The organism is Autumnicola edwardsiae, assembly GCF_031846505.1.
Lineage (GTDB): Bacteria > Bacteroidota > Bacteroidia > Flavobacteriales > Flavobacteriaceae > Autumnicola > Autumnicola edwardsiae.
This window is the reverse complement of sequence record NZ_JAVRHP010000231.1, coordinates 1-1,524: the sequence shown is the minus strand read 5'-3', so window position 1 is coordinate 1,524 and position 1,524 is coordinate 1. Positions and strand designations below refer to the sequence as shown.

The window sequence follows — 1,524 nt, the reverse complement described above, 5'->3', positions numbered from 1 at the left end:
TTATAAACCGGTTTCAAAAAATTGTAAAAAAGCACGACAAAGAAATTATTGGCTGGGACGAAATCCAGACTGCAGACATTGAAGAAGGCGTTATAGCACAATTTTGGCACAGCGAAGAAAACGCCATTGCAGCTAAAAAGAAAAAGGCAAAGATCCTTATGTCCCCTTCTAAGCGCGCCTATATGGATATGCAGTACGATTCACTTTCTCCCCTGGGGCTTCACTGGGCCGCTTATATTGAAGTAGATTCTGCTTATAACTGGAACCCGGCAACTCTTGTCCCCGAAGTTACAAAAGAAGATATTGTGGGAATTGAAGCCCCGCTTTGGACAGAGACTACTAAAGACATAGAAGACGTGGAATATATGGTTTATCCCAGATTACTTGGTTACGCCGAAATTGGCTGGTCCCCCGATAGCCTTAGAAACTGGGAAGAATATAAAGTGCGTTTAGGAGAGCAATATAAAAGATTTAAGATTATGGACCTCAACTTCCATGAATCGCCCAGAGTGCCCTGGGAAAAATAACTATTCGTCCAGCGCCGTCACCTTGATGTAATCTACATAATATTTCTTCGGAAAGATAGAATCATCTACTTCGGGGCCACCAAAGTTGCCGCCCACAGCCATGTTTATCAGGAAATAGAACGGCTTTCTGAAAGGATAATGTTCTGCATCATATTTCTCTGGAATAAAATTGTAAACCGAAGTACCATCCACAAAAAATTCAATATTATCGGCAGTCCAGACCGTCTTAAAAATATGGTAACCGTCTTCTATGTTGTCGATATTTGTCTTTTTAGAGCTTGCATTTTCCCCGTGGTGGGCGGGATAGTGCAGCGTGGTATAAACCGTATTTGGCTCACGACCCACATACTCCATAATATCAATTTCTCCTGAAGCAGGCCAGCTCACTTCATTAATATCATGTCCCAACATCCAGAAAGCAGGCCAAATCCCCTGCCCTTCGGGTACATTTACCCTTACTTCTATTTCGCCATACTGAAATTCGACTTTATCTTTAGAAATAATTTTTCCGGAGTAGTATTTATCCCCTTCTTTAACAGCTTCTATCACCAAATTTCCATCCTCTACGCTTACATAATCCCGGTTATAAATCTGGCGTTCATTATTTCCCCACCCGCAAAGATCGGGGCATCCATCGCCTTCTTCATAGCTCCAATTGTCCATATTTAGCTCATCCCCATCAAAATTTTCTTCAAAAATCATTTCCTGAGCATTTATAAGAACCGGAATCATTAAAAACAGCAAACCTGTAATCTTGTTTCTAATCATGTTATTCATTTCTAATGGATTAATAATTTTAAAACAATGTCTCAGAGCAAAGTCCGAATTAAGACTCCACTCTCTGAAACAAAAAGGGGATTATTTGTTAAGGGTAAATGATGCTTTTTTAAGATCTCTCGAATTTCCACCGACGAAGACTTCAAAATCGCCTGATTCAGATTCCCACTTTTTGTTTGCATTATAGAACCTCAGCATTTCTTCATCAATACTAAATTCT

Annotated in this window: 3 protein-coding genes; 1 reads left to right on the top strand and 2 read right to left on the bottom strand. The window is 40.0% G+C overall.

Translation table 11 applies throughout. The features are described 5' to 3' along the window. Nucleotides 1-527: family 20 glycosylhydrolase (locus RM529_RS17280; RefSeq protein WP_311485988.1), on the top strand; the 527-nt coding region annotated here is incomplete at its 5' end. Here the strand turns inward: RM529_RS17280 and RM529_RS17275 are convergent. Together RM529_RS17275 and RM529_RS18080 are read right to left on the bottom strand one after the other, a co-directional pair. Beyond that, nucleotides 528-1,304 carry a glycoside hydrolase family 16 protein gene (locus RM529_RS17275; RefSeq protein ID WP_311485987.1) on the bottom strand — a complete coding sequence of 259 codons (777 nt, stop codon included), beginning with the start codon at nt 1,302-1,304 and terminating at the stop codon, nt 528-530. Nucleotides 1,305-1,385: 81 nt separating this feature from the next. Next, on the bottom strand, nt 1,386-1,514 hold the full coding sequence (locus RM529_RS18080; RefSeq protein ID WP_349254649.1) for a hypothetical protein: 129 nt from the start codon (nt 1,512-1,514) through the stop codon (nt 1,386-1,388). Between the last annotated feature and the right edge of the window lie 10 nt (nt 1,515-1,524).